The sequence below is a fragment of the Anabaena sp. 54 genome, from assembly GCF_017355725.1.
In the GTDB taxonomy this organism is placed as follows: domain Bacteria; phylum Cyanobacteriota; class Cyanobacteriia; order Cyanobacteriales; family Nostocaceae; genus Dolichospermum; species Dolichospermum heterosporum.
Genome location: NZ_JAAVWA010000012.1, coordinates 25,374 through 52,078 on the forward strand (window position 1 = coordinate 25,374; position 26,705 = coordinate 52,078).

General features: G+C 37.2%; 21 protein-coding genes. 2 read left to right on the plus strand and 19 right to left on the minus strand.

Annotation, left to right across the window (positions count from 1 at the left end):
* Positions 1–27: 27 nt before the first annotated feature.
* Positions 28–618 carry a cytochrome b/b6 domain-containing protein gene (locus tag HEQ36_RS13140; protein ID WP_168635886.1) on the minus strand — a complete coding sequence of 197 codons (591 nt, stop codon included), beginning with the start codon at positions 616–618 and terminating at the stop codon, positions 28–30.
* Between the two features lie 320 nt (positions 619–938).
* On the opposite strand from HEQ36_RS13140, the gene nblS reads away from it, so the two are divergent.
* Positions 939–2,951: a two-component system sensor histidine kinase NblS gene (gene nblS / locus HEQ36_RS13145; RefSeq protein ID WP_233455458.1), complete on the plus strand. Its 2,013-nt coding sequence runs from the start codon at positions 939–941 to the stop codon at positions 2,949–2,951.
* A 23-nt stretch (positions 2,952–2,974) separates the two neighbouring features.
* On the opposite strand, the gene HEQ36_RS13150 is transcribed toward nblS, so the two are convergent.
* Positions 2,975–3,346, minus strand: a complete 372-nt coding sequence (locus tag HEQ36_RS13150; protein ID WP_053540912.1) for a zinc ribbon domain-containing protein — start codon at positions 3,344–3,346, stop codon at positions 2,975–2,977.
* A 315-nt stretch (positions 3,347–3,661) separates the two neighbouring features.
* Here HEQ36_RS13150 and HEQ36_RS13155 point away from each other — a divergent pair, with 315 nt between their 5' ends.
* Positions 3,662–4,195 carry a hypothetical protein gene (locus HEQ36_RS13155; RefSeq protein WP_053540913.1) on the plus strand — a complete coding sequence of 178 codons (534 nt, stop codon included), beginning with the start codon at positions 3,662–3,664 and terminating at the stop codon, positions 4,193–4,195.
* A gap of 392 nt (positions 4,196–4,587) precedes the next feature.
* Here the strand turns inward: HEQ36_RS13155 and HEQ36_RS13160 are convergent, their stop codons facing one another.
* The 17 genes from HEQ36_RS13160 to lhgO form a co-directional block, all read right to left on the minus strand.
* Positions 4,588–6,012 (minus strand): O-antigen ligase family protein, encoded by a 1,425-nt coding sequence (locus tag HEQ36_RS13160; RefSeq protein WP_053540914.1) that lies wholly within the window; start codon positions 6,010–6,012, stop codon positions 4,588–4,590.
* Between the two features lie 91 nt (positions 6,013–6,103).
* On the minus strand, positions 6,104–7,048 hold the full coding sequence (locus tag HEQ36_RS13165; protein WP_053540915.1) for a glycosyltransferase: 945 nt from the start codon (positions 7,046–7,048) through the stop codon (positions 6,104–6,106).
* On the minus strand, positions 6,966–8,168 hold the full coding sequence (locus HEQ36_RS13170; protein ID WP_168635887.1) for a glycosyltransferase family 4 protein: 1,203 nt from the start codon (positions 8,166–8,168) through the stop codon (positions 6,966–6,968). The genes HEQ36_RS13165 and HEQ36_RS13170 overlap by 83 nt, the downstream gene beginning before the upstream one ends.
* A gap of 192 nt (positions 8,169–8,360) precedes the next feature.
* Positions 8,361–9,347, minus strand: a complete 987-nt coding sequence (locus HEQ36_RS13175; protein WP_168635888.1) for a glycosyltransferase family 2 protein — start codon at positions 9,345–9,347, stop codon at positions 8,361–8,363.
* A 46-nt stretch (positions 9,348–9,393) separates the two neighbouring features.
* A complete protein-coding gene (gene hepA / locus HEQ36_RS13180; protein ID WP_053540918.1) occupies positions 9,394–11,223 on the minus strand; it encodes a heterocyst formation ABC transporter subunit HepA in 1,830 nt (609 codons plus the stop codon).
* Between the two features lie 66 nt (positions 11,224–11,289).
* Positions 11,290–12,234, minus strand: coding sequence for a hypothetical protein (locus HEQ36_RS13185; protein WP_053540919.1), 945 nt, complete (start codon positions 12,232–12,234; stop codon positions 11,290–11,292).
* A gap of 145 nt (positions 12,235–12,379) precedes the next feature.
* Positions 12,380–13,099 carry a heterocyst development glycosyltransferase HepC gene (hepC, locus tag HEQ36_RS13190; protein WP_168635889.1) on the minus strand — a complete coding sequence of 240 codons (720 nt, stop codon included), beginning with the start codon at positions 13,097–13,099 and terminating at the stop codon, positions 12,380–12,382.
* A gap of 1,168 nt (positions 13,100–14,267) precedes the next feature.
* Positions 14,268–16,496 (minus strand): polysaccharide biosynthesis tyrosine autokinase, encoded by a 2,229-nt coding sequence (locus tag HEQ36_RS13195; RefSeq protein ID WP_168635890.1) that lies wholly within the window; start codon positions 16,494–16,496, stop codon positions 14,268–14,270.
* Positions 16,497–16,871: 375 nt separating this feature from the next.
* Positions 16,872–17,969 carry a glycosyltransferase gene (locus HEQ36_RS13200; RefSeq protein ID WP_027403018.1) on the minus strand — a complete coding sequence of 366 codons (1,098 nt, stop codon included), beginning with the start codon at positions 17,967–17,969 and terminating at the stop codon, positions 16,872–16,874.
* A gap of 256 nt (positions 17,970–18,225) precedes the next feature.
* A complete protein-coding gene (locus HEQ36_RS13205; RefSeq protein ID WP_168635891.1) occupies positions 18,226–19,539 on the minus strand; it encodes an SAF domain-containing protein in 1,314 nt (437 codons plus the stop codon).
* 2 nt (positions 19,540–19,541) lie between these two features.
* On the minus strand, positions 19,542–20,087 hold the full coding sequence (gene rfbC, locus HEQ36_RS13210) for a dTDP-4-dehydrorhamnose 3,5-epimerase (RefSeq protein ID WP_039204310.1): 546 nt from the start codon (positions 20,085–20,087) through the stop codon (positions 19,542–19,544).
* Between the two features lie 279 nt (positions 20,088–20,366).
* Positions 20,367–21,191 carry a phytanoyl-CoA dioxygenase family protein gene (locus HEQ36_RS13215; protein WP_168635892.1) on the minus strand — a complete coding sequence of 275 codons (825 nt, stop codon included), beginning with the start codon at positions 21,189–21,191 and terminating at the stop codon, positions 20,367–20,369.
* Positions 21,192–21,217: 26 nt separating this feature from the next.
* Positions 21,218–22,036, minus strand: coding sequence for a phytanoyl-CoA dioxygenase (locus HEQ36_RS13220; RefSeq protein WP_168635893.1), 819 nt, complete (start codon positions 22,034–22,036; stop codon positions 21,218–21,220).
* A 50-nt stretch (positions 22,037–22,086) separates the two neighbouring features.
* On the minus strand, positions 22,087–23,100 hold the full coding sequence (locus HEQ36_RS13225; protein WP_168635894.1) for a glycosyltransferase: 1,014 nt from the start codon (positions 23,098–23,100) through the stop codon (positions 22,087–22,089).
* Positions 23,101–23,139: 39 nt separating this feature from the next.
* On the minus strand, positions 23,140–24,108 hold the full coding sequence (locus HEQ36_RS13230) for a glycosyltransferase family 2 protein (RefSeq protein WP_053540926.1): 969 nt from the start codon (positions 24,106–24,108) through the stop codon (positions 23,140–23,142).
* Between the two features lie 215 nt (positions 24,109–24,323).
* Positions 24,324–25,361 (minus strand): NAD(P)-dependent oxidoreductase, encoded by a 1,038-nt coding sequence (locus tag HEQ36_RS13235; RefSeq protein ID WP_027403013.1) that lies wholly within the window; start codon positions 25,359–25,361, stop codon positions 24,324–24,326.
* Between the two features lie 131 nt (positions 25,362–25,492).
* Positions 25,493–26,704: an L-2-hydroxyglutarate oxidase gene (gene lhgO, locus HEQ36_RS13240; protein ID WP_168635895.1), complete on the minus strand. Its 1,212-nt coding sequence runs from the start codon at positions 26,702–26,704 to the stop codon at positions 25,493–25,495.
* Position 26,705 lies beyond the last annotated feature (1 nt).

Genomic DNA, 26,705 nt, shown 5'->3' on the forward strand with positions numbered 1-26,705 from the left:
ATTCCTCAATGCTGCTAGTTTTTTTTATCAAAACATAGATTTTGTTAAGGCATTGCCGCCTACATTCTGCCCTAACCGCCAATGAAACCAGACAAATACTACCACTATCGGTACAGAAGCAAAGTGGACAATTCTTAATGCTTGCCAACTGCCAAAAATATCAACTATCCAAGAAAATTGAGCAGGTTTATACATTCCTATACCTGTAAATATTGCTAGTAATAAAATAGGAATGATGGCTGTATAAATAATTCGATGCCAAGCATAGTTTAAACGTTGGTGATTCTGAGTTTTTTGTAATGCCTTGATATCTTTGTCGCTAACAAATCTTTTTTTCCAGCGTTGGGTAACAAAAATATAAATTCCATAGCAAAACAGATTTATAGAAAATAGCCACATGGCTGCAAAATGCCAATGTCTGCCTCCAGCCAACCAACCACCTAAAGTAAAGAGGGGAAAAATACTTAATCCACCACGCCCACCAAAGACAGGATTTGCATTGTAAATTTGCAAGCCGCTGGTGATCATAATAAATAAACTGATGACATTGCCAGCGTGAAAAATTCTGGCAGCGATCGCTTGACTGGGTGATTTGCGGGGTATTTCAGGAGAAGTCATAAATAGGATAGAAAAATTTTAATTCGGTTACAAGTATTTGGGAAATAATTTACTGAGTTAGAATGTGAGTCCAACTGGGAAAGTCAAAATATTCTTGATGTTGAACCTGAGATTATTACTGATTTTACATTGTAATAGTCACATCACATAACCTCTGTTTCAACTTAGTTTTCACCATTACTGCAAAAACATAGTTAAATTAGGAAAGAAGGGGTAATCGGACAAAATTAATTACACACATTGTCTTTCTGTTCCCTTTTCCCTAACGACCCGATTGAATTTAATTTTGTCCAACTACTTACTAACACTTATATTTTAAGATGCTGGCTATTTTCAGAAATTTCCGAGATGAATGTGTCTCCGGCGCGTCAAAAGCGATCGCTGCGCTGGCAAAAGGCAACGCATCCCTTGCAGCAAGTATCGCCAATTGGTGGTCAGAATTCACCCTTCAGACCAAACTCCTAGCCGTCGCCACCCTCATGGTTTCCTTAGTCATGAGTGGTTTAACCTTCTGGGCTATAAACACAATTCAGCAAGATGCACGTCTCAATGATACCCGCTTTGGTCGAGATCTAGGATTACTCCTGGGGGCAAATGTAGCCCCTTTCATTGCCGATCACAATTTAACTGAAGTTGCCCAATTTTCTCAACGTTTTTTCAGTGCCACTTCTAGCGTGCGTTATATGTTATACGCCGATGAAACTGGGCAAATCTTTTTTGGTCTTCCTTTTTGGGAACCAGAGGTAGAAAACTCCCTCACTATTAAGCGCCATATCCAACTACCAGAAGATTATCCTGGCAATGAAGACCAGCCAATGGTTAGGCAGCATAACACCCCCGATGGCGCAGTTACAGATGTATTTGTGCCTTTAATAGTAGATAAAAAATACTTAGGTGTGTTAGCAGTTGGTATTAACCCTAATCAAACCGCAGTCATATCCACTAATTTCACCCGTGATGTTACCATTGCCGTTTTTATCACAATTTGGGTCATGGTAATTTTAGCAGGAGTAATTAATGCTTTAACTATTACTAAACCTATTAAAGAATTACTAGTAGGTGTTAAACAAATTGCGGCTGGAAATTTTAAACAACGGATAGATATACCTCTAGGTGGTGAACTAGGAGAACTAATTTTCAGCTTTAATGAAATGGCAGAACGGCTAGAACGTTATGAAGAACAAAATATTGAAGAATTAACTGCCGAAAAAGCTAAATTAGAAACCTTAGTCTCCACCATTGCTGATGGTGCAGTCTTGATTGATAATAATATGCAAGTAATATTAGTCAATCCCACCGCCAGACGGATTTTTGCTTGGGAAGGAGTGGATGTTGTTGGTAGTAATATACTGCATCAATTACCCCATAGTGTCCAAATGGAAATATCCCGGACTTTGTATGAAATGGCAGCCGGTGAATGTGAAAGTGCCGAATTTCGTATCCTCCTAAAACAACCAACTCAACGCACAATTCGCATTGTTTTAACCACAGTTCTCAACCTGCAACGAGAAAGTATTAAAGGCATAGCTATCACCGTTCAAGATATTAGCCGGGAAGTAGAACTAAATGAAGCAAAAAGCCAATTTATCAGCAACATTTCCCACGAATTACGCACACCTTTATTTAACATTAAAACCTATATTGAAACCCTGCATGATTATGGTGAAGATTTAGGAATTGATGAACGCAAAGAATTTCTACAAACAGTTAATAATGAAACTGATAGACTCACCCGTTTAGTTAATGACGTTTTAGATTTATCAAAACTTGAATCAGGTCGAAATTACACTTTTGATAAAGTAGATTTACCACAAGCAATAGAACAGACATTACGTACCTATCAGCTTAATGCCAAAGATAAAGGCATTGAAATATACCAAGAACTTAATCCTGATTTACCTTTTGTTCTCGGCAATTATGATTTATTGCTGCAAGTATTTGGCAACTTAATTGGTAATTCTCTTAAATTTACTCTAGCCGGTGGTAAGGTAGTTATTCGTGCCTATCAACTAGATGCTAATTCTTATTCTCAGCATCATGCTGGTAAAGTGAGAATTGAAATTAGTGATACAGGAATTGGTATCGCACCAGAAGATCAACAAGCAATTTTCGACCGATTCTTTCGTGTAGAAAATAGAGTTCATACTCTAGAAGGAACAGGTTTAGGTTTATCAATTGTTAGAAACATTATGGACAGGCATCATAGTCAAGTAAATTTGGTGAGTGAAGTTGGTATCGGTACTACTTTTTGGTTTGATTTAGAAATATTTGAGGAAGAGATTTTATCAACTGTGGAAACTATGCCAGAAACCTTAGAATTAAACCAAGTTTAAGGAGACAGCTAATACCATCAGAATCAAGCATTAAACAAGGTTATTAATAAACAAACTAATAACAAAGCTAGTATTAATAACAGAGTTTGATGGCGTTTTATCCAATTATTAACCCTGATACTCAAGCTATAACGAGAATTTTGCTTTTGCAATTCTAATGTACTTTCTTCCATATTTTGATAGAGAGGACAATCTTGAGCATAGGGATATTGGGGAAAATTACAGGTATGATCAAAATGATAACTACAACTGTCGCATAAATAATCATTTCCTTGAGCGTGGTGCAAGGGAATACCAGGATGTCCGTAAGCTTTCAGCAATAAGCGACATTGAGGACAAGTAATTGCTTGACTATCAATAATTTGATGACAACGAGGACAAGGTATAGTAGCCAAAACAGAAAAAGGATAGATAAGTAAACATCTTAATTTTACCTATTATCTGGACTAATAGAGCAGGAGTCAGGAGTCAGGAGTAAAACTGGCTTAGTGTCTAAGTAGATTGGCGTTGGAAATTGTCGTTATGGCAAGGCAAAAGGCAAGAGGCAAGAGTGAAGAAGCTTTGGGCGATTTTACATTTCTTTACACAGTTTGGTTTTATTGTGTTCACCTACTTAGTCAATTTTTCCAAGAAATTGGGAATTTGAGATTTTGTTGTCACTTCAAGACGTATAATTAAATAATGACGGCGTAATTGGAGTTCATAAAGTAATGCTTAAAAAAAATCTCTCTAACTTAATACAAGAAGAAACCACAAAATTTACACCCCTACAAGGTGAACCTGTAATTGAAGTTTCGGCTGAAGCAGTATTGGAAACCCAAGTACCAACAGATAATACTCCTGTTATTCCCATCAATAATCAGTTAGAACTAGAAGCCAGTATTAAAGAATTGCAAAAAACAGTTTCTACATTAAAACAAAAAGAATCCACTTTAATCAAACAAATTAGCGATTTACAAACAGCTTTTTCAGAAAAAGAAGCATTGGTAGAACGTTTAACGAGGGAACTTTACGAGACAAAACAAACCGCATTACAATTAGCAGATTCTAACTCTCAGTTGCTAGAAGAAATCAAGGTTTTAAAACAACCTACTCAACCATCTTATCCACAGATGAGTCAACAAGCTAGTCAAATTTCCAAATCCATCCAATACAAAAAATCTCATAGATCAGTAGAACGACTGCAAGAAAAGCCCAATCAAGATAGTGAAGATTTTTCTCAAAATACTTGGTTATATGATTGAAGTCAGGATGAATAAGAGGGTGTTTGAAAAGTCATGATTGCTGTATCAAATATTTTACCCCTCCCTAACCCTCCCCTTTACAACTACGGTGTACACACAAGTCTTAAAATTCCACCTATGACTTGGTTTCGTTATCTAATTTTAGGCTGTGCGATAGCGAACGCATTGCGTCCCGGAGGGAACTAGCGCGACCTAGGAATCGCAAAAACCACGGGATTATGTGATCACTTGCGCTCGTAATGACAATTTCAGGGGTCTATAACGCCTGAAACCCTTGCAGATACCACTTGTGTGTACACCGTAGCCTTAAAAAAGGGGGAACTAGAGTCAAAGTCCCCCTTGGAAAGGGGGATTTAGGGGGATCTCAAGATTGCTAAGGAAGGGGTTTTAATTTAACTCTGTGGTCTGCTGTAGTATTTATGACCTGCCATAGCCATTGCTAAAAATCCCCACATAATCATCCCTGCAATACTCAGCATCCCGCTATAAATAATTAATTGGGCGCAAGAACTGATACCAATAGCGCGGGCAGCACTAAGAAAACTATCAAAACGACCTTCTGTATAATTACTAACGGTAATTAGCATTAATACTAACCCACTAATATAGGGTATAGCACCAATCCAACCCAAGGTAAAAAACATATCTAAAATGCCGCTATCAATAACAATGACTTCTATTTGTCCAGTTTTTTCATTCACTTTCCAGATATTTCCAAAGCCGTTACCGACAACATTAGAAAGAGCTAAATTCAGGTTTCTGTCATAAGTTGCGGATCTATCTCTAAAACTACCATCTTGTTCGAGATTGGAAAAACTTTCAAATCGAGTGGTAATAACTTTAGAAAGCGGTTCGATAGTCACCAAGGGAATAACGCAGATTGACATTACTAAAATTATGGTAATTAATCGCATTTGAATTTTGGGTTTTACTGAACCAAAAATCATAATTATTCCTAATAACCAGCCGCCCCAACTTGTCCGCACTTGGGAAAGTAAGAATGATAAATAACCCACAGCAGAAGCGGGGAAAATTAACGGACCAGTGCTGGTAAATAATAATAGTAAACCAGCTTGCATGACAGTTCCGAATGGACCAGGTGAGTGTAATGTACTCCAAACGCGCATTCCAAAAGGAATTGGGTGTCCAGCACTGGTAAACATTTTCGATTGGATTAGCCAATATCTATCCCATTCAGGAGCGACAACAAATTGATAGACACCGTAAGCTCCCAGGATGAGTACACACCAAATAAATGTTCTTTGCAGGTGCTGACGATAACTGGGATAATCTCGCCAATTAGAAAATAAATGAAAAGCAAAAATTATGGGACTTAACCAATCTAAAAAACTCCGAACTACAGGGAGTGGTTGATTGTAAATTAAACCTATTAAACATCCATAACAAACTCCTATGGCTGCTAAAAGAAATGGCAGTCCCCCTTGACGAAGACTGCTAGGTAGATGTTTTGAAAAGGTGAATATGGTCAGGAATACGACTAAATAAGGTGCAATTAACATTTGTCGGGTGGGGTCCCAGCCAATTTTATAGTCAACTAAACGAGTGATTAAGGGGGTGAGAAACCATATCCACCAGGTGAAGCCGATATAGTGGATGGGATGCCGTAAGTATAAAAACGCCGCTACTAGAAAAGCAGTGGCGGGAAAAACGAGGCGTAAACTACCCGTACTGGTAAAGTAGCAAGCTGTGATCAGGAGGATAAAAGCAAGAATGATAATCCAACTTTGGGCTGATCGATCTTGGGGAGAAAATTGTTCTTTTAAAACTGTATTGAAAAGTGTTGGTTTGGAAATCATTTTGATCTGAATATTCTATAAAAAGTTTAGTTAGGAGATAGATCCCCGACTTCTTGAAGAAGTCGGGGATCTCGGTTGTCGGTTGGGGTAATTAATAACTAAGATGGTGATTTCCTATTTTTCTATATTTTTGATATCCTAACCATCTTCCTCGTAAGGATGCTCGCAATTTTTTACTGGCGATTTCTTTTTGTTGGGGAAATAGTCTCAGCCATTGACATATTCCTAAACTTTCTCTTGTACCAACTAAAATTGACCAGGATAAAAATATAATTTGACGCAGGGGGGAAAGATGTTCTAATAAAATTAAGGTTTCGTTGTGGACTAGGTTAATTAATGCGGTGTCGTTAAAGTTGTGGCGTTGATCTTCGTCAAATCGTTGGGCGGGATAGTGATCTACTCCAATGCTGGGATCATAAATTATTTTCCATCCAGTACGTTTGAGGGTGAGGGCAAAGGACATTTCAAAATGTACTTGTGCGCCTGTTCCTTGCATTCTGTCATCAAATCGCAGTTTACCGATCGCCTGAGTACGAAAGCTCATATTCACACCTTTGAGAACATCAACTTCACGGGGTGCGCCTATTCCTAAGTGGTGGTTGCCAATGACGCGCCCCCACCATTGCAATTTACCAACTATGGGACGAGAACCATTTTCGAGTTTGTCTCCTTGATACACCCAATCACGACCACCAACGCCACCAACGGCATAATTAACGCTAAAGTGAGTATTAATTTTTGCTAACCAATCCGGGTGGGGGGCGGCATCATCATCGGTGATGGAAAGAATGTCTCCCTGTACTTGTGCCAGTCCGGCGTTGAGGGCGGAGACGACTCCCGGCTGAGTGACGGTGACAATCTGTAAGGGGAGGAGGTGGGGCGGAAATTGTTGGAGAAATTGCTGAGTTTCTGTGTCTGTATCTCTGACAACAACGATCGCCTGATCAACTGATTTAGTTTGCTGTTGCAGTGCTTTCAGACAGCGGGCTAGGTCTTGAGGACGGCGATAGGTGGGAATGAGAACTGTGTTTCTCATGGGTGATTAACTCCTCAAATATATTTAGATAGGTTTGTGCCATTGTTGACCAGCTATGTTGTTCGGCAATAGTCCGGGCAACTTTACCCATTTGTTGACGCAGTGAGCGATCGCTATTTAACAACCCAAGCGCATCGGCTAAAGCATTAACGTCATCACAATCGTCTAAAACGATGCCACAGTCGGGATTAACTAAATCAGCCGCACCAGTAGTAGTGGCGGTAATCACGGGCAAACCTGAAGCCATCGCTTCAATCACTACAAGTCCAAAAGGTTCATAACGGGATGGAAATACAAATAAATCTGATGCCCGTTGAATTTGGGGCATATCACGGCGATAACCTAAAAAATGCACTCTTTTACTAATATTTAATGCCTTTGCCATTGCCGGATAAGGGCTATCTTGAGTACCACCGACAACTGCTAAATGTAATTCAGGAACTTTTACTAAGGCATGAAGTACAGTATCTAAGTTCTTACGAGAAATGCGAATATCACCTGCAAATAATGCCAAATTAACATTCTCAGGCAATCCCAATTCCGTCCGAGAACTGACACCAGGAGCAAATTCTTGTAAGTCTACACCATTAACAACAACCCGAATTTGTGAACGAGGTACATCAATATTTACTAATTCTTGGGCAACTTTTTCTGAGACAGCAATAATAATTTTAGATTTCCGAAAAGCTTGTTTTTCCCAATAAGCATTAGCCGCAGTAAATAACCATTGATATAACCCGTACAAATCTTTACGTTTATGGGAAATATGCACAGGCGATTTCAACCAAGAACCATGTACAAAATGCACGGCATTCACATCACTTGCCCCCATAGTAATCGCGCCATTGACCTTAATCAAATCTAAATTGGCTCTATTTTTACGCAACCAATCGGCACTTTTTTGAGCAAAAATAAAATTGCGAATAAATTCCGTAGGATACCCTTCTACTGGAATATAAATACAATTAACAGCACTATTTTCGGCTAACTCTGGGGCAATTTCACTAGCTAATAATGTCAGATCATGACCACGACGAATGGCTTCTTGAACTACTTCATAATTAACTCTACCTTGACCATCACCTTTTCTGATTTTGTGGGTAACAATACAAATTTTCACTGATAACCTCTTGTGATTTACAAAAAAAAGGGAACAGGGAATAGAGGCGTTGCTGATTAAGGGTATGAATTTTAGTCTCACGCAAAGGCGCAAAGACGCACTGAGGTTTGAGTTTTAAAGATTCAATTTGGGAATTTCATACCTCGATTCAGCAACGCCAGTTTTTTCTGTTCCTTGTTCCCTCTGAATAAATTAGGAAATTTTCCAAATTTTATTCGTTAGATTGGTAGGAATAAAACTAATAATTAAAGCCACTAAAGTTCGTAAATTGAATTTTTGTTCACTTAAAGTTTTCCAGAAATAACGACGGGCATCTGTAATTTTTTGATCTCGTAACAAGCCAATTCCTAAAGTTGTATTAGCTTCTAACCATTTGGTTTTAAAGTAGGATTTAAATTCCTCTAACCGTTGATCTTCCATAAAAGTTTGATAACAGAATATCTCACTTTTACCTTTACGGATTTTTGCTTGAACATTGCGACTACCACTGAGCATAGTATCAGTTTGTTCATGCTCTCGATATTGGGTTAATTTTTCGGGAACATAGTAAACTCCATAGCCAGAAATACAACAAAGATATGTTAAATATAAATCCCACATTCCGTCAACCTCTGAAGGAATATTATCCCAATTAAGCACTCCATTTCTAATTACACAAGCAGCCGCAGTGGGAATACTTTTATCAATTAAGCCAATTTGAGTAAAATTTTTATGAACTCCGGGAGTGATTTGATCACGTTTATAACTGCGGGTATTGTTTTCAGTGGCAGCTACATTAATTTTACTATCACCATCTATAATATATTGGTCACAAAATGCCAAAATTAAATCGGGATTTGCTTCTAAATTGGGGACAAGTTTAGATAAAAAATCCTCATTCCATATATCATCATCATGGAGACTAGCCACATATTTACCTGTAGCAATTTTAAAACCATGAAACTGGTTAGCTAACATCCCAATATTTTGCTCATGTCGCCAAAATTTGATCCGTGAGTCTTGAAATGATTCAATTAGTGCTTGAGGATTTTCAGAACTACAATTATCAGAAACAATAATTTCTAGATTTTGATAAGTTTGGTTAACAGCACTATTAATGGCTTGTTTCAGGTATTCTGGGCGATTATAGGTGGGGATAATGACGCTCACCAAAGGTTCGGAGGAGTTAATATTTAACATTGATTGGAGGATGAGAAAATAAACTATGGGAAAATTGAATTATTGTTTATCTCACTTCATTTTGAATTTGATAATATTGCCAAAATTTGCCACGTTGTTGAAGTAGCTCTTGATATGCTCCCTGTTCTACGATTTTTCCTTGTTCTAAAACTACAACTTTATCTGCTTTAGCTATAGTAGAAAGACGGTGAGCGATCGCAATTACTGTGCGACCAACAGATAGCTTTTCTAAGGATTCTTGAATTAACCGCTCAGACACTGAATCTAAGGCACTTGTAGCTTCATCTAGAATCAGGATTTCGGGGTTTTTCAGCAATGCGCGAGCGATCGCAATTCTTTGTCTTTGTCCACCTGATAACCGCACACCTCTATCTCCTAATTGCGTATCAAAACCCTCCGGCATTTCTAAAATAAATTCTAAAGCATTTGCTAATCGTGCAGCTTCTTTAATTTCTGCTTCTGTAGCTGTTGGTGTCCCGTAAGCAATATTATTCCAAACAGAAGTATTGAAAATAAAAGTATTCTGACTCACAACTGCTATCTTAGAACGCAGAGAGTTAATGTCAAATTTGCGAATATCAACTTCATCTATATAAATATAGCCGTCAGTAGCATCATGAAAGCGAGGAATTAAATCTGCAAGTGTGGTTTTACCAGCCCCAGATGAACCAATTAAAGCCGTCATTTCCCCTTGTTTAATCGAGAGAGTAATATTATGTAAAACTCGTTGATTAAGACTATAATCAAAATCTACAGACACCAAATCAATTGATCTTCTAAAACCAGGAAATCTTAATGCGCCATTTTGAAAATAGATTTTATCATCAGGTTTCAACAAATCCTTGATATTTTCCACTGCTCCCGCTTGGGTACTTAAAAAAGCCACTACCCCATTCAAATCCTGAGTCATAGGGATAATGCGGAACAGGACAAAAAAGAAAGTTAACAAAGCCGAAACTTTCATTAATCCTGTGGCTAAAGCCACAATAATCATACTAATCAGAATTAGCGTAGATATACTCTCAGCCAAAGGCTTAACTATCAAAGAAATCCAATAAACACTTTTCCAAGTATTAACAATTTTTTCACTGGCTTGATAATAGCGGTTTCGCTCAAATTCTTGAGTAGAAAAAGCATGAATTGTGCGAATACCTTCGATAAACTCTAGCACCCTAGCAGTAAAATTATCATTAGCGGAAGTAATCGCAAAACTACGTTCTCTAATTTGTTTATTTAAGGTAGATAATGCTACCGCCAAAAGACTAAATAGTAAAATAGAAACTATAGTCAGTTTCCAGGAAAGTATAAACAAAGAAATAGAATAGACAATCAGCGTAAAACTTCTAGTGATTAAAAAAGCTAGTCCACCAAAAATTTGTCTAATTCTCTCCATTTCACTGGTAAGAATATTAACTAATTCTCCAGATTTCTTATGACTAAAATAATTGAGAGTTTGAGCCTCTAACTGTTGAAAAATTCGTTTACGCAGATTATCTACTAAACTGATTTCACTAAACTGGATGCAAATCTGTCCTATATAATTAAAGGATGCCCGCATACAGGTTGTAACAACAATTAAAGCAGATATTCGATATAATCGCTCCGTTGCTGAACCATTAATTCCTAAAATCAAAATATCAAACCACTCTATCCCTGTTTTCACAGGTTCAGAACCAGGAGTAGTTAGGCTTTGCAGGAACACCAGCAAAAATCCTAAACCAAACCCTTCAAAACTTGCAGCTAAAGCCGAAAATACGATAGCTAAAATAGCCACAACTCGAAAGTGTTTAAATTCTCGTAATATTACCCGATTATTTTGCCACCAACTTGTAGCTTGCAATATTTTCATAGTTGACGGTAGAAATTTGGAATCCATAAAAATTTTGACCGATAATTTTGATAATTAAGTATAGAAGCACCAATCTCAAGAAAATTAATATGCTTACATAGGAGCGCGACGAATAAAACGACCAAGAGCAGAACCACAGAGAATTTCAAATTTTTGCCATAGTATTTTTGGTATTGAATATAATTGAATAGGTGTTTGGCTATGTCGCCAATATAATTTATCAGTTATGGTGGGAGAACTACCTTCTAAAGCACTCAGCAGTAGTTTTTTGCGCCAAGGTTTAATATGTGGGACTGTGGCGTGAGACATAATAGTACCACCAGGAACAAAATCCATGCCGTCTGGTCCAACGGTACTCAAAGGATAATTAGTTAGCATCAATGCTAAGTTTAAATAAGTCTGATCTCCATACAGATATGGATAATGATTAAAGGTATTACCGTTATAAAGATCCTTTAAATTGGCATATCCTGCCATTTCACCCAATTCTTCTAATTTCTGCCAAACTTTCAAGATAGATTTGTAGTTTTTATGAACTCCAATGAAGCCACTATTGTAGTGATAATCTAACTCGCGCTCACAAGCAAAACCATTATTTTCAGCAAATTCTTTCCATGCTAACCGTCTCGGATGATTCGCCGGCACAAGATACCAAGAATCACCACAAAGAGCAATTCCTCGACTTACCCAATTTTCATAAAAATCCCAGTTACATTTATTGACAATATCAGGATCAAAGTAAAATAAAGCATCAATATCTGGGCAATAATTTTCCCACAATTGGGACATAAAATCAGGTTTATAAAAGCCTAAATGTTTTGGAGTTGTTAGTTTGACAAATCGGATTGCACAACCTTCATCTACAGAAAACTCTTGATAACCAGTTTCTGTTTTTAGCTCCTTAGCCCAATCGGGTGTATTTCCACGATAACCAGCCCAAATTATGCCTCGAAAACCATGATAATACAGGGAATTTACCAAAGCCCCCACACCATAATGGTAGTCTTTTTCAAATACGGTACAAATCGCTGTTTGCATGATATTTCTTATTTTTTAATTAGCTACATAATTCATAGTCATCAATATGAGAACAGGAAGTATTCATCAATTAGATAAAAATGCTTGAAAACACAGAGCCAATAGATTTATTCTCAACTATAGGCAGTTTATCCTTCCCATCTATTTACGATACACCGCTAAATTTATTTTGCTTGTTTAATTTGTTATTTTGTGATTCTAAACTTAATTTAACTGCACTTTCCAAAGATAAACAACGATTATTGATTAGACAAAATTTTCCCTGCAATATATTCAATACATTAGATAAATTATTCAAAATGAATGTACCTAAAATAATGTTCAAATCTGTCATTTCCTGTTTAGCCATAGAACTAAACTTAATAATCTGAAAAAGTTGCCCATTTTCTCCGACATACCACTCATAATTAAACAGCAATTTGGGGGAATATATTTGCATAGTTATTAATCCTCCGAGAATGACTGGACTCATAAATAACAGCAAAAGTAAAGCCCAAGTCCAATCAATTATTATTTGTAAAGTTCTGAAAATTTGATTACCTTTCTTTGGCAATTTTTGATGCCCAGAAATGTTCATAAATATGGGCTTATTAGCTTTTTGACAAGCATTTGCCCAAACTTTTAATAAAGAATCACCGATTTTGGGATCTATGCTGACTAAACTAACTGGAGAATGTTTTAAACATTCTATTAAAGATTCTTCATTTTCTAGTGCAGCTAAATGGGGTTGTGAGAATTTTTCAGAGGCTTTTACTAATAATTTTCCTCTGCGCCATTTTAATGAGCATGATAGGAAGTTAAAATTTTCAGATTGCTGGGGGACAATAGAGTTACTATTTAGACTAGAAATGACTGAAATTGGCATATATTAACAGCGATAAATTAGTAAAAGATTGACTGAATATTTACCATTAGAAAATTAATATTTTCTTGACAGAACAGTATTGTATAGGAGTCCTATAGCAATGATTAAATATGACAACAGAAAATTAGGGACACTTGGATTTATGATCAAGAGTAGTCATCTCAGAGAAGATACTAACTTTTTGCAACCCTGATAAAATTACTTCGGTTTCGTCCTGGAGATTTTGATGATGGGTTTCAATCTCTAGAATATAAGACTCTCGATAAATAAATCATCAAGAAACAACTTCTTTATTCACTCTTTAAATAAATATTACTTTCTTCTCTATAATATTAAGATATGGTGAAATGAATTAATCGTAACTAAATAAAAATAAACCTTGTTTTATACTTGCAAAGTATATCATAAATTACTTATTAGGTAAATAAAAATAAATGTGAATTGTATTAGTAATACAACAAAAATATTTTGTATAGTGAATGGTCATTTGCCAACATACTACAGTAATAAATTGAAAATTGAAAAAGCAAATAATATCATTTTTTTAGCAGAGATTTATAAACAAAACTCAATACATTTAACCAACAAGTATCTAACCCTAATTAGACGTGAATTCGATAGCGTAGCGTGACGACGTAGGAGTTATTGAACCTCACCCCAATCCCTCTCCGCGTTGGAGAGGGGCATATTGGTTTGTTTTTAGCAGCATAAAATCAGAGTTTTAAGCCTCTCTAGTATTAAATATTATTCCTTTTCCCTCTCCTCTTAGGGAACACCAAAAAATAAATTACCCAATTTTGTGGGATGGGCATCCTGCCCGTCCTTGATGATTAGCGGGCAATTCGTCCCGCACCACAAGAAATTTTTGGGTATTTTTTTAATTGGAAGTCCCTTAGAGAATGTTTTAAAGGTGGTAAGTAGTCGGACAAAATTAAATTCACTCGTTGAGAGAGGGAACTCTTAACTGGGAACAGGGAACAGAAAAATCAATTGTGTAATTAATTCTGTCCCATTACTTATCTCGTAATTTTCATCACATTGTTACCCCCCTTCATAAGGGGAAAGGGGGGCACTACTTAATTGATCTTGAATAGTCAACACAAAAACCCCTGTCTAATGCAGGGGTCAATATATTTTTGTGGGTTAAATAGTCAGCAAATATTCTGCTTTATTCTTCCATTGCTGGTTGTAAAACTAATTGTTTTGGTTTTACATAAGGTACATAGGTGCTATCAGACGGAGATACGCCATTGGCTACAACCCCAATCAGATTTAACCTACTCAACATCCCTGTGGCTTGATTAAGTTGGGTGCGGGTCACTTTACCAATACTTGCCATCATCACCACACTACGACAGGATGATGCCGTGAGCATAGCATCTACTAACCCAAGAACGGAAGGGGCATCTATGATTACCAAATCATAATTTTCTTCAAATGCAGCTATTAATTGAATCATCCGGGGAGAACTCAAAAGATGAGCAGGATCGGTCGGAGTTGGTCCGGCTGTTAAAATATCAATATAAGACGACCCAGAGTAAGGAACACTGATCTGATTAGGTAGATTAACTTCACTTTCTAATAAACTAGAAAGTCCTTGTTCATTAGGAAGATTTAACTGTTTGTGCAGATTAGGATCGCGTAAATTGGCATCAATTAGTAAGACTTTTTTATGTAGGCGAGCCGCACTCATGGCTAGACCTAATGCCAAAGCCGATTTACCATCATCTGGTAATGCTGATGTCACCATTAATGATCTTAAATCTGAGACTTTATTAAGCAGTTCAATATTTTTGTAAATGAGATCAAGTGATTCCCAACGGGGAGAAGATTGTAATACTTGAATTGTCCAAGGTGCGAGAACTTCTGGTTTGCCAAATGGCAATTTTATCATGGATTCTCTGGGTTTGGGAGGTGGCAATTTAGGAGTTGTTCCTAATAATGGGAGAGCAGCTTGTTTTTCTAATTCCGCAGTGGTATGTACAGCGTCGTCAGATGCTTCACGAATAAAGGCAGCAAGTCCTCCTAACATTAACCCAATTACTCCTCCTAATAAGAGATTTTGTCTCATATTAGGACCAGTTTGAAAACCTTCTTGTGGTTCTTCTACTACTTCCCAATTGAATCCACCTTTAGAAAGTTCTTGGCGTAATTTTTGTTCTGCTCTTAATAATTGTTCTAATCTTTCTCTACTAAATTGTAGTTGAGGCAGGATGCGATTGTAATAAGCCAATAGAGAAGGGAACCGCTTGAGGTCGGCTTGTAATTCTTTCTCTTTGGCTGCTAAAGTTTGATCGCGGGCGGTTAATGCAACGATAGTTGTTTGGGTTTCTACTAATTGACCTGTGAGATTAAGATCAATTTGTCCTAGTTGTCCTTGTTCTAAAAGATTGTCTCCAGAATTAAAGGTAGAGTTGGTTTTTTCTCCTAAAGTTCTGCTAACTTCTTTTTGTAAAAGTTGCTTTTGACTTTGCAGTTGTTCATATAATTTTTGAACGCTGGGAGTATCATCTGTGAAACGTAAACGTTCTTGTGCTAAAGCCAGTTCTGTTTTTTGGATTTCATTGAGTAAGCCTTGGTAGCGGGTAGACTGACTCAGACGAGAAGAAACTAAGGCATTTTGTGGAGAACGGTTTAGTTGTGCTTGTAAAGATTTTTGCTTTGCTAAGGCTTCTTCATATTGAGAACGAGTTGTTTGTCGTTCCTGTTGGACAGTATTTAAAGCTGTCTCTACGGTTTTAGCTTGAGCATCTGGATCAATTAAATTTTGACTTCTGCGAAATCTTTGTAAATTTGCTTCGGAAGCGGTTACTTCATCAGTCGCTTTTCTTAATTGATCTCTGATAACTTGTAAACCTTTTTGTAGGCGTGAATCTTGTTGTTGTTTATTGTATTCTAAATAAACTTGCTGAATTGTTTTGAGGACTTTCTGAGTTTTTCCTGGATCGCTATCGGTGTAATCAACTTGAAATATTTTAGTAGCAATATTATCCTCTGGAGTCTTAATTTGAGTGAGGACTAAGGATTTTTTTAAATCCATTACAGTTAAGTCTGGATATTCAGTTTTAAGTCTATCAACTGCTTTTTTAATCAGTCCAGAACTCTGCATCAAGTTTAATTGAGTAGCTGTATCTACCTCCACATTAGCATCAGTAAATTGACTTTCAGTGTTATCTGTTTCTTTCTTGCCTTGATAGTTAGGCTCTACTAACAATTGCATGGTGCTTTTGAAGCTGGGTGGGGTTTTTAATGTAATGATGCCAGCAATAGCCGTAGAACTGAGCAATACTAATAATAACCAGGGAAATCTTCGCAGAATTACTGCAAACATTTGTCCATAACCTGGTTCTGTTTCTGATGCTGAATTTATATTGGGATTTAGACTAGTTTGAACCACTTTTATTATCCTTATCTGCGATACACTACGCAAACACCTAAAAAATTAAATGAATTAGTGATGCACAACTCCAATGCTGCAAGGCAGAATTAAAAATTAAAAAAGCAAATTATATAAGCTTTCTAGGAACTTTTAATGATGAGTTATTTTTGCCATGCTGCACTAGTAGTCTGTCAACCCGAAAATGACGGGTGAAGGCAAGCGGGGGAGCGGGGGAGGTAGGGGAGGTAGGGGGGTAGGGGGGGTAGGGGAGGTAGGGGAGGTAGGGGAGGTAGGGGGGGTAGGGGGGGTAGGGGGGGTAGGGGAGGTAGGGGGGTAGGGGGAGCGGGGGGGGTAGGGGAGGGAAGAACAGAAGTTTTTTCCGATCATTACCCGTCAAAATAAATTTGACGAACTACTAGCTTGATCAATAACTTGCTCAACTTTACTAAAAAATGACTGTTCTGAGAAATTGCTAACGGCATGATTACGGATAGTTTCGTAATCCCAAGATATTCCTCCAGCTTCTAGTAAAGCTGCTTGTAAAGAGCATGGTGCTTGTCTTTTGAAAAATACACCTGTTTTACCTGGTATTTGAGTGTCTAAGACTCCTCCGGCTCCATAAGCAATGACCGGTGTACCACTGGCGTTTGCCTCGACTGGAACTAATCCATAATCTTCTAAAGCCGCAACAATAACTGATTTGGCTTTAGAAAATAAGTCTTTACGCTCTCTATCACTGACATGACCTAGAAATTGGATGTTGGGTAATGCCTGGGCTTTTAATCTTTCTTGTTCTGGTCCATCACCTGATATTAATAAGTTCCAGCCTAACCAATTAAAAGCTTCGACTATTATATCAAGACGTTTATAACTTATCATCCGCGCCGATGCCAAGTAGTATTCTTCTTTAGTATCGGAAAAAACAAAGTTGCTAGTATCAATTGGATAGTTAATGGCGATCGCTTGTTTGTGATAAATCTTTTGAATTCGTTGGGCAACAATGGTAGAGTTAGCGATGTAGAGATCGGGTTCTTGAGCATATTTCAGGTCTACATCTCTCATCATTTGAAAGATTTTTTCGATGAGAGGAGCAAAGTATCTATAGTCTCCGTACTCCCGTAAATATGTTTCTGTGTCCCATAAAAAGCGGGTAACATTATGACAAAAACAAATATGTTTTGCTTGGGGATTTTTCCGTACTGCTTTGGCAAAACTGGTGCTACTGCTGATAATTAGGTCATAATCTTGAAGATCCAAGGAACGAAATGCGGGAAAATATAAGGGGGCTAACATCCGAAAATATTTGGTTGCACCAGGAATTTTTTGTAAAAATGTGGTGTTGATAATTCTCTCACCTAAATCAATACTTTTTTGCGGGTCGTATAATGAGGTGAAAATGTCAGCGTCGGGATACCGTTTACACAATAATTCAAATACGCGCTCTGCTCCACCGCGTTGGGTTAAGTAATCATGGACGAGAGCTATTTTCATCTTTTTCTTGATAATTTGGTAAGTGATGATTGGTTTTAATATTTATTCTCTAGTAATTGAATTTTTAATGTTGCATTACTAAGTTGTATCAGTTGTTTTGTATCAATTATTTTATGTTGTTTAATAAGGAGTTGAATCATGGGAAACCTCGCAAGATTATCAAAATAATCTCTGTCATTTATTGTATATATGTGAATTCAGAGGTTAAATGAAAATATCAGGAAACCTCTGAATTATCTTGATGCTAATTGGAAAACTATTTTGTTAGTGCTAAAGTTTTCACAGGAGCAAAGTAAACTGCTTGTTCAGCGCGTAATTGATCACAAAGTCTACCTTCTGGTAGTTCCACGTCATCATAAGTGAGGACTTGATCTTTAGGAATATCGCGCTTTAAGCGACATCCTTCCGCTAGACCCATTGGCAGTAGGTTTTGTTGTTGCACAATTGGGGAATTTTCACATTGTCCATAGGTCATGTAATAACCAATACCGTCAAGGGTTGCTCCGGCTTGGAGGTCAATTTTGGCGGTGGCGACGACATCAACAACGGGACCGGCGATTGGTGCAAGCACCGCATCATGGAAGAGGACAGCACGGGCTACGGAGAGGGGAACTTCAAAATGGCATAGGTGATAGGGGGTGTAGAAGCTGTAGAGGGGGCCTTCACCGAGTTTATAAAGGTTGAGGTAATGACGTTGTTTGGGGTCTTCGTGGGTGGCAAATACGAATACTCCTGGACCGGGTTTGGTGCCAACGACGTAATCAACGATACCGCCTAGTTCTTGAAGTTGGTCAATGTCGTACATTTTGGTCATTTCATCAACATGACCTGTGTAGTCATATCCCAACATTCCCCGCTTGGCTACTTTCATACCTGTGCCGTTGGCGACTATGGCTTGCTCAAAGGAGATTTTTGTACCATCGGCAAAGCTTGTCACCATAGCAGGATTTTGACCCCAGCGTTGAGCAAAACCGGCTTGGGTGGTGGGGTTGCGGTAGGGGTCTTGTAAGCCTTTGATGTTGCCGCACAGGAGGGGTTTTAAACCGATGCTTTTGACAAAGCGGTACAAGTTCATTTCTACCCCTGGTTGGTCGCCGTCACAGGCGCTCAGGATGACTCCAGCGCGGTCTGCATGGACTTTGAGTATCGGTCCAATTGTGCCATCTAGTTCGGCATTCATGAGGATGATATGCTTGTGATGAGCGATCGCACACATCACCAAATGAGCCGCGTATTCAATTGTCCCGGTGACTTCAATGATTGCATCTATGCCATCAGCTTCACACAGGAGCATGGCATCTTCGGTGATTGCATATTCATTTTGAGCGATCGCTTCTTCTAAATCAGCTAAATTAGCAACAATTTTGATATCTTCAATTCCTGCTTCTAAATAAGCTCGTTTAGCGTTATCAATGTGACGATTAGAAATAGCCACCAACTCCATTCCTGGCACAGAATTGATAATTTGATTAGCAATTCCTCGACCCATAAAACCAGCACCAATCATGGCAACTTTAACTGGTTTACCTAAAGCCGCCCGTGCTTGTAAAGCTTTATCAACAATAATCATGATTAAACTCCTATCAAAATAGATTCTAGTAAAGGCCAATTGCGATCTTTATCAGACATTTCTGTTGCACTCAGTGGCCAGGAAATTTCTAAAATTGGATCATCATAACGCAAACCCCGTTCATATCCAGGAGTGTAAAATTCACCCACTTGATATACAACTTCTGCACCATCTGTTAAAGCTTGATAACCATGAGCAAACATTTCTGGAACATAAAGAGCGCGACGATTTTCTGCACTCAGTTCTACACCAATATGCGCTAGATAAGTGGGAGATTCAGGACGCATATCCACAATCACATCATAAATAGCTCCTTGAGTACAGCGAATTAATTTTGTTTCCGCTGCGGGGAGAGTTTGATAGTGCATTCCTCGTAATGTGCCTTTTTTATGATTAAAAGAAAGGTTACATTGGGCAACTGTTGGTTTTAACCCATGAGCGAGAAATTCATCAGCGCAAAAAGTCCGAGCAAAAAAACCACGAGAATCAGGCTTTTCTTCTAAGTCAATAATAAAAGCACCAGCGAGTTTAGTAGAGGTAAAAATCATGGTTATTTCGGAAGTTTTTTGAAGATAATAGAATGGTTTTGATTTTAGATAGCAAAATTCAGGAAATAAAACTGGCATGATCATGGTTGATACCAATTAAGTAATTGGACAAAAATATTTACAGTCATTGCGAGCGAAGGGAAGCAATCACAACCCTTGGAATTGCTTCATTTCACTTCGTTCCATATGGCTAACGCCACGCTACGCTAACGCAATGACATTGTGTAATTAATTCTGTCTCACTACTTATTCTGACTCCTGAATTTCTGCATTTTAGGTTTATACCTTTAATCCTAATTGGGGATTTATTTTGGGAAAGGTATCATCATGATATTGTGTACAAAGTTCAGGTCGTTTAGGAGATTTAGCCGTGTATGTGAAAAATATAGTTGATCGTTCTTGGGTTCTCACAGTCCCATGATGTAAAATATTTCTCACATCTGCAAAAATCACAGTTCCAGCTTTACCAGGACATGATTTCCAAGCTGATTTAGGAATAACTTTCATCATTTTATCATCATTAATTCCCAGAAAATTAACACGCCACAACTCATAATCAACTTGATAATTTTTAACTTGCTCTAAAGCATTAGTCGGTAGGGGAATATATTCAAATGGTCCATGTTCTTCAGTCACATCATTTAGATAGATAATGACTTTAATCATGCGTCTATCTTCAGAATCTTTATGCCATAGTAAAGTTTCCAATTGTTTTTCATTAGGAAAGTCTTTCCGTACATGAACACCATGAAAAGCGATAGGTAAACCTATATAATGCTCAATGATATTTTGTAGTCTGGTTTCAATTCCCCAATTAAAAAATTCCGGTAAATCTGTAACGGTATAAATTTGGGGTAATTTATATCCTGCATGAATATCTCTAGGATTTACCATCCTATCAGTACAACTATTAGCAGTAGCTAACATTGTAGCCGTAGATGAAAAACCTAAATCTTCCAAAGATGTGATATAAACACCTGATGTTTTTAGGGTATCAACAATCAATTGATCTTTTGCACTAATAGCAGGTAAATTTTTACCATGATGCCAAAGTGATACTCGATAATTCAACTCAGAACTTATAGTTGAAATTTTGTTCAGCATGACAGGAATTCCCTTCCTATTTAAACCTAATTAACTTGTTTAGATAACTCTGGTTTGGGAAAAGTATCATCCCAATATTGAGTACAAAGTCCCGGTCGTTTTGGTGGGTTAGCTGTGTAAACAAAAAATAGTGTTGATCTTTCTTCAGTGCGGACAGTTCCATGATGTAAAAGTCGGTTTGTATCCGCTAAAATTACTGTACCTGCCGCACCTGGACAAGACTTCCAAGCCGATTTAGGGACAGTTTTATTTAATGTTTCATCATTAATGCCCTTATTATGAATTTTGTAGTAAAGGCGATAAAAATTTAGACCCGAAGTCAAAGATGATGGTACATATCCAAAAGGTCCTTGTTGTTCGTCTACATCATTTAAATAAATGATGATTTTCACAATGCGGCGGTCTTCAGAATCTCGATGCCACAGCATGGTGCTGAATTGACTTTGATTAATAAAGTCTTTGCGAATTTGGACACCGTGATAAGCAACAGGAAGACCAATATAATTTTCTAGAATCTTCAGCAGTTTTGATTCATTTCCCCAAGTAAAAAAATCATTTATGTGTGTAACTGTGTAAATTTCTGGTGGATTTTGGCATGAAGAATTATAATTAGACCTGCCCATATTTGGTAAAAAATTATGAGCAGCATTCAATAGTTGTGAAGTAGAAGGTAGTCCCAATGCTTCAAGCGTTGTTATGGCAATTCCTTCATTTTTAAGAGAATTAGCAATGATAGCATCATTTCCTGTTAAGACAGGCAAATTACCCTTGTACTGCCAAAGTTTCACTTGATAAGCTAACTCATCTTTTAAGACTGAGATTTTTTCTATAACGGTGTTAAGCACAATCCGAATCCCTACCAATCAAAACTTATTTTGTCCAAACAATTGCTGATTCATCCCTTATAGTTTCTGACTTCCGAAGTCGTTGTTCTGTCCATTTCTGATTCTGCTACTTTAAATTCTCTCATTGGTATTAATTCCAATGCTGCCACACTAGCTAAACCTAAAAAAGGAATTACTGTCTTAATAGCCGATACAGGCCATCTTCTCATCGCTCCTAAAAAAACTTTCAGGTCTACTTCATGGTAGTTTTGTAAAAGCATCCGACAACAATATGCTTTAGAATAACCAACTTGCTCAAGTTTTAAAATAACTTCAGGTATATGTTGGTATTGCATTAAAAGTGCAGATTTCGGTTCTTTTTGCCAATAACTAACACCAACAATACATTCTAAATAGATATCTTTAGTCACAATTACTCTGCCATTAGCAGCACAATAACCGGCTAAATATGCTAAAGATATCCAATTATTACTAGCAGTTGGCCAAATTTGGAGAGCGCGTTTAATTAAATCAGCACGATATACTGTAGCAGTTAGAAAAATTACTGCTCCTACACTTTTAGTAAAACAATGTTCAAATATTGCTTTACCATCACCTTCACCATCTTCTGTATCGGCATCAAACCAGCGATTACCAACTATTTTTGGTGGATGTACTGGTTCACCAGTAATTTTGTTTCGACCAGAAAAATTCAGAAACAATAATGATAAATCATCAATATTTTTAATTTTATTCATCACATAGGCAACTGCTCTTTCCTGAATTGGATCATCATCACCAATTGTCCAAACATACTTGGTTGTGGCAGAACTTAGGCAATGAAAAATATTTCGCATTACGCCGATGTTTTCAGGATTTTTATTGGATTTAAATGTGATGTTTGTGAGAATATTTTGCCATTTACTAATAATAGATTGAGTATGATCTGTAGAACAGTTATCAGAAACTAAAATTTCACACTCTGATTCAAATCCTTGAATAGCTTGAGATAACCAAGTTAATTGTTTATCTAGTAACTCGGCTCGATTGTAAGTAGGAATAGCAATAGTTAGTAGTTTATTCATGGTTTTTGATGGTTAATAGAGAAGGATTTTATCTTTTATTTAATTACTTATTCGTGAGATATTTATTGCTGATTTTTTTTGATTAAAATTCATTTGATAGATGAATCTACCTACTAATTGCAAGTAGGTAATTATAATATTGGTTGCTAGAACTGGCCATCTTCTTAAAGCACCCAATAATATTTTCCAATCACTCAGGTTGAAAATATTTTCTAGAATCATTCGTTGACAAAATTTAGCAGAATATCCTAAACTTAATAATTTCAGATAAATCTCCGGGATGTAGACATATCGCATCATTAGTGACCATCGAGGATTTTCTTCTAGGGAACTAGCGTGCATTGTACATTCCAAATAATTATCTTGAGTAACAATGATATTTCCATAAGCCGCACAAAATCCAGTCCAATATGCTTGGGATGCTAAATTTTTACATGAAGTAGTCCAGTTTTGCAAAGCTTGTTGCACAAGTTCGGTATTATAAATGGTAGCTGTCATGAATAGTACACCCCCAAAACTACCCTGTAAATACCTTTGAAATACAGGTTTACTATCAACAATGATTTCATCACTATCACTAGGAAACCAGTGTTCTACCAAAACTTTATTTGTATTTTTATCTCGTCCACAACAGTTGAGAAACATCAGTGACAAACTGGGATTTTCTTTAATTTTATTGATGACATAACCTAGAGTCCTTTCCTGAATTGGATCGTCATCACCCACAGTCCAAACATATTTACTACCAGCAGCTTGAAGACAAAAAGCAATGTTTGGCATTAACCCTATATTTTCCCGATTTCTATTCGCTATAAATACAGTATTACTAAAAGCAGTTTGCCATTTTTTCACAACTCCCGGTGTATTATCTGTTGAGCAATTATCAGAAATAATAATTTCACATTCTGATTCAAAACCTTTGATTGCTGTTGCTAACCAAGCCAGTTGTTTATCTAGTAAAGCAGCGCGATTGTATGTAGGAATAGCAATGGTTAGTAACTTTTGCATTATCTGTTAATTTAACTTGGTATAAATTTAAAATAGGCTTTTAAATCGAATATCTTGAATTAAGAAAATTCAATTTAATCCACCTTGATGCAATAATGTTTGGTTAAGGAAATGTAGAAATGTAGGTTGGGTTGACGCAAGGAAACCCAACAAAATTATTAATCATGTTGGGTTTTGCTGTCGCTCAACCCAACCTACAATATTTTCCGAATAAATTAATAGTTTTCCTGCTTGTTCCAGAAGAAATCTTTGTCAATTTGTTCTGTGCGAATTAGATACTCTAATTGTTTTAAGCGGGTGAATCCTCTAGACAAGAAAGTATCTTCATTCATATCAATTTGCTTAAACAAACTAAATAATTGTCCAGCACCAAGTTGAGCATTCCAATCACACTTAAATCCAGGTAGAATTGTGTTAATTTTTTCAAAAGATACTCGATAGCTGCGATTATCTGAACCATTAGTTCCAAAAGATAATTGACAACCGGGGAAAACATCAGCAACGATTTCCGCTATTTCTTTAACTCGATAATTATTTGCTGTATCGCCAACATTAAAGATTTGATTGTGAATAATATCTCTGGGTGCTTCCAAGGCACAAACAATGGCTTTACAAATATCTAAAGCGTGAACTAATGGCCGCCAAGGTGTACCATCACTGGTCATTTTAATTTCTTTTGTAGTCCAAGCCAAGCCAGCCAAATTGTTTAAAACAATATCAAAACGCATTCTGGGGGAAGCACCAAAAGCAGTCGCATTCCGCATGAAAGTAGGAGAAAAGTCATCATCAGCTAATGGTTGAACATCTCTTTCTACTAATGTTTTACATTCTGCGTAAGCTGTTTGTGGATTAACTGGTGATGATTCTGTAATATCACCTTCACTAGCCACACCGTAAACACTACAGGAGGACATATAAACAAAACGGCGGACACCTACTGATTTTGCCAAATTAGCTAGACGAACTGAACCTAAATGATTAATATCATAAGTAATGGTAGGAGATAATTGTCCAGTAGGATCATTAGATAATTCCGCCATGTGAACAATAGCTTCCACACCTTCTAAATCTTCGGGATTGATATCACGAATATCTTTATTTAGGGTTTTAGCTGTGACGTTAGTTCCATTATATAGCCAACCAACTTTATAAAAACCAGTATCAACACCAATAACTTCATGTCCTTTTTGCATTAATAAAGAAGGCAATAAAGAACCAAGATAACCTTCTGTGCCAGTTACTAAAACTTTCATGATTGTTAAAACTTTTGATGTGGAAAAATATGTTGTTGCTTGAAAAATCCGCAGATAAAATTCTCTTGTAGGGTGCGTCAGACTTGATTTGTTAGTAAAGTTAACAGATTTTTAGTATCTGACGCACCCTACTAACTTACTAAACTGTGCAAATGAGTAGGTTCTGGTATTTGCTTAACTATAGCTTTACCAATTTCTAAGGAAGAAGTTGCAGCGGGTGAAGGTGCATTGCAAACATGAATGGAATTCTCACCTGCAATGATTAAAAAGTCATCTACCAGAGAACCATTATTCATTAATGCTTGAGCGCGAACTCCTGCATGGGTGGGAATTACATCTGCGGCTTGAATTTCGGGGATGAGTTTTTGCAAACTTTTGACAAAGGCTGCTTTACTAAAGGAACGAATGATTTCTTGAATTCCTTCGTCGGCGTGTTTTGCTGCTAGTTTCCAAAAGCCAGGATAGGTGATAACTTCGGCAAAATCTCTGAAGTCAAAGTCGGTTTTTTTGTAACCTTCACGTTTCAGACTTAAAACTGCATTGGGTCCTGCATGGACAGTGTTATCAATCATCCGGGTGAAATGCACGCCGAGGAAGGGGAAATCTGGGTTAGGAACTGGGTAAATGAGAGTTTTCACCAAATAGCGTTTTTCGGGGGTAAGTTCGTAATATTCACCGCGAAAGGGAACGATCTTAGCTTCAGGATTAGCTTTACCTAATTTTGCAATGCGATCGCTATGCAATCCGGCACAATTGATCACAAATCGAGTTTCAAACCTGCCATTGTTAGTTTCTAATACCTGATTTCTACCACTGCGGACAATTTTTAAAACTTGGGTGTTGAGACGTAAATCTCCCCCTTGATTGCGAATTAATTCCGCATATTTTAAACAAACCTGTTTGTAATTGACAATTCCTGTGCTGAATACCTGAACTCCACCAACGCAACTAACATGAGGTTCAATTTCTTTAACTTCTTCTGGGCTAATTCTTTTAACAGGAATACCGTTTTCTAACCCGCGTGTGTAGAGATTTTCTAAGCGAGGTAATTCTTGTTGATTACTGGCAACAATTACTTTACCACAAACTTCATGATCAATATCATATTTCTGGCAAAATTCTACCATTGAACGGCTACCATCACGGGAAAATTTAGCCTTAAAGCTTCCCGGTTTATAGTAAATACCGGAATGAATGACACCGCTATTATTACCAGTTTGATGAAATGCCCATTCGCTCTCTTTTTCTAACACTAATATTTTAGCATGAGAATAACGCTCTCCTAAAGCCATTGCAGTGGAAAGTCCAACTATTCCCCCACCAATAATCGCAAAATCGTACATT